Raw genomic sequence first — 3,406 nt, 5'->3', positions numbered from 1 at the left:
CCCGCCAGCTCGGTCTCCAGCAGCTGCTTGCCGAGCAGCTCGGGGTCCGGGAGCTCCATCGGGTACTCGCCGTCGAAGCAGGCGCGGCACAGGTTCGGCTTGTCGATCGTCGTCGCCTCGATCATCGAGTCGATCGAGATGTAGGCGAGCGAGTCGGCGCCCATGGAGGTGCCGATCTCGTCGACGGACATGCCGTTGGCGATCAGCTCGGCGCGGGTGGCGAAGTCGATGCCGAAGAAGCAGGGCCACTTGACCGGCGGGGAGGAGATCCGGATGTGGATCTCGGCGGCGCCCGCCTCGCGGAGCATCCGGACCAGCGCGCGCTGGGTGTTGCCGCGGACGATCGAGTCGTCGACGACCACCAGGCGCTTGCCCTTGATGACTTCCTTGAGCGGGTTCAGCTTGAGGCGGATACCCAGCTGGCGGATGGTCTGCGAGGGCTGGATGAAGGTCCGGCCGACGTAGGCGTTCTTGACCAGTCCGGCGCCGAACGGGATACCGCTCGCCTCGGCGTAACCGATGGCCGCGGGGGTCCCCGATTCCGGCGTCGCTATGACCAGATCGGCCTCGGCCGGGGCCTCGGCCGCCAGCCTGCGGCCCATCTCGACCCGGGAGAGGTAGACGTTCCGCCCTGCGATGTCCGTGTCGGGACGTGCGAGGTAGACGTACTCGAAGACACAGCCCTTGGGCTTCGCTTCTGCGAAGCGAGAGGTGCGCAGACCGTTCTCGTCGATCGCGACGAGCTCGCCCGGTTCGATCTCACGGACGTAGCTGGCGCCGCAGATGTCGAGGGCGGCGGACTCGGAGGCCACCACCCAGCCGCGCTCCAGCCGGCCGAGGACCAGGGGGCGGATGCCCTGCGGGTCGCGGGCGGCGTAGAGGGTGTGCTCGTCCATGAAGACGAGCGAGAAGGCGCCCTTGACCTCGGGGAGCACCTTCGCGGCGGCCTCCTCGACGGTGAGGGGCTTGTCGTCGGCGTCCCGCTGGCCGGCGAGGAGCGCGGTCACCAGGTCGGTGTCGTTGGTGGCCGCGACCTGGGTCGCCCGGCCGTCCTTGCGCGGGAGGTCGGCGACCATCTCGGCGAGCTGCGCCGTGTTGACCAGGTTGCCGTTGTGACCCAGGGCGATCGAGCCGTGCGCGGTGGCACGGAACGTCGGCTGCGCGTTCTCCCACACCGAGGCACCGGTGGTGGAGTAGCGGGCATGACCGACCGCGATATGGCCCTGGAGCGATCCCAGAGACGTTTCGTCGAAGACCTGCGAGACCAGTCCCATGTCCTTGAAGACCAGGATCTGGGACCCGTTGCTCACTGCGATGCCCGCGGACTCCTGTCCACGGTGCTGCAGGGCATACAGTCCGAAATAGGTGAGCTTGGCGACCTCTTCGCCCGGAGCCCAGACACCGAAGACGCCGCAAGCGTCCTGGGGGCCTTTCTCTCCGGGGAGCAGGTCGTGGTTGAGTCGTCCATCACCACGAGGCACGGCACCGAGTGTAGGGGAGATCGACCACCGGTCCGAATTGGGTGACCACCGCACCGGCCCTTGCCGCGGGGTGGGCGGGAGGCTCCGGACGCCGTACCGGACACGCCCGGCGGCACCCGCGACGGTCACCGGGAGTGACCGCCCCGGGGTGGCGGTCGGCGGCCGTGAGCGGCCGGAGGGCGGTCGGCGCCCGGAATGAACGGTGGTTACCGGCCGGTCGGGGCGACCGGCGACACCCGTCAGCGGAGCCCGCCTCGTGGCGCTCGGTGAGCTGATGCCCGAGGCGCCCCGGCCGTCGGCCGAACGCGTGTTTCGTGGCGAGCCTCACACTGCGGCGGCCGGAGAGAAGGGCCGCGGCGCCGCTCGCCGCACGCACGGGACGGCCGCGCGGACGGCCCCGGGCACGCTGTGCCGTCCACCCGATGCGCTCGGTGAGCACGCACCCCGTCGCGAGCCCCCTCAGTCCCGCGCCTGCCGCGCGGTCGCCCCCAGCCCCTCGCCGTCCGGCGCGGTGAGGGTCAGTGAGCGGTGGCGCAGCTCGTACGTCACCTCGCCGTCCAGCACCCCGGACAGCGCGCGCTCGACCTCCGTCTCGGGGCCCGGGCACGCCTTCCGGGTGGAGGCGAGCGGGCCGAAGGTGATGGTCGAGCCGGAGACGGCCGCCTCGCCGTGGAAGGAGTTGCAGCCGAGGCTCCCCTCCACGGAGCCGTCCTCGCCGAAGGTGAGGTGGGCGGTGTCCCGCGCACCGGCGGGCAGGTCGGTGGCGGTGTCGCCGGAGAGCAGCGAGGTGACCTTCCAGGCCGTGCCGGTCAGCGGGGCCGGCGCCTGGGCGGTGAGGTCGATCCGGTCGCCGCCGGGCGTGGTCAGGGCCAGGGTCCGGTCGTCGCCCCGGCCCTCGACGACGGCCGCCAGCTCCCCGCCGAAGGTACGGGCCAGGGCGGTCTCGAAGCGCTGGACGTCCTTCTCGCACCCCATGGCGGTCGTCGTGGCCGGTCCCACCGTGAGGCCGTCCCCGTCGAGTCGGACGTCGGCGGTGAAGCGGTTGCAGCCGAAACTGCCCTGGGCGCGGCCCTCGGAGTCGATCTCCACATGGGCGTCGGCGGGAGCGGCCGTCCTCGTCCCGCCGACGGTCAGGGAGGACACGCTCCAGTGGACACCGGTGACGGGCTCCCCGGTCTCCACGGAGCCGCCGCCGTGCCCGCCGCCTGGGTCCGTACCGCAGGCGGCGAGCGTGAGAAGGGTCAGGACTCCGACGGCCGTACGTGGTGGGCGCATGGCCATGGGACGGGCCGGCCCGTCGATCCGGTTCCCCTCGGCCCATGACTCCTCGAACGGGTTCCCCTCAGCCCATGAGCGGCAGCAGCGGTCCGAGGTCGGCCCGCTCACCACTGGCGCCGACCAGGGCCTCCTCCAGCGCGTGCGCCCACCGCGTCCGGCCGGTCGCGAGACGGACCCAGGTGAGCGGGTCCGTCTCCACCACGTTGGGCGGGGCCCCACGGGTGTGCCGGGGGCCGCCGATGCACTGGACGACGGCGAAGGGCGGGACGCGCACCTCGACGGACCCGCCCGGCGCCCGGTCCGCGAGGGTGTCCGCCAGCAGCCGGGTGCAGGCCGCGAGGGCCTGCCGGTCGAGGGGGACATCGAGGCCGGCCGCGCGGTTCAGGTCGTCGGTGTGGACGACGAGCTCGACGGTGCGGGTGACCAGGAAGTCGCCCAGCCGCATGGTGCCCGCCCGGGTCGTCACCAGCCGGTCCGGCGCGCTCTCCGAAACCAGCCGCGCGAACCGCTCAGCGGTCTCCTCGTACAGCGCGCCGAGGTCGGGGCGGGCGTCCGCCAGGGCCCGGGCGTCGTCGGCGACGTCCCCGCCGTGTGCGGCGGTGCTCGACGCCCACTCCAGCAGCCCCAGCCCTGTCTCTTATACACAT

The 3,406-nt window shown here is 72.6% G+C and carries 2 protein-coding genes and 1 pseudogene; all 3 read right to left on the bottom strand.

Going from position 1 to position 3,406, the window contains the following annotated elements; genetic code table 11:
- Positions 1–1,481, bottom strand: a 1,481-nt coding sequence (purF, locus tag IH13_RS0135295) for an amidophosphoribosyltransferase (RefSeq protein ID WP_037843347.1), incomplete at its 3' end; no start/stop codon positions are given.
- A gap of 459 nt (positions 1,482–1,940) precedes the next feature.
- Entirely contained in the window at positions 1,941–2,756 is an 816-nt protein-coding gene (locus IH13_RS0135290; protein WP_031091120.1) for an META domain-containing protein, read from the bottom strand.
- Positions 2,757–2,823: 67 nt separating this feature from the next.
- Positions 2,824–3,387, bottom strand: a pseudogene (locus IH13_RS0135285) (sterol carrier family protein); the annotation flags it as partial.
- Positions 3,388–3,406: the final 19 nt, after the last annotated feature.

This window comes from Streptomyces sp. NRRL WC-3549, from assembly GCF_000721935.1.
GTDB lineage: Bacteria > Actinomycetota > Actinomycetes > Streptomycetales > Streptomycetaceae > Streptomyces.
This window is presented reverse-complemented; position numbering and strand designations above follow the sequence as displayed.

What these genes read in the sequence shown, in the direction of transcription:
- IH13_RS0135290 (WP_031091120.1), bottom strand. Translation starts at nt 2,756, where the DNA reads ATGCGCCCACCACGTACGGCCGTCGGAGTCCTGACCCTTCTCACGCTC.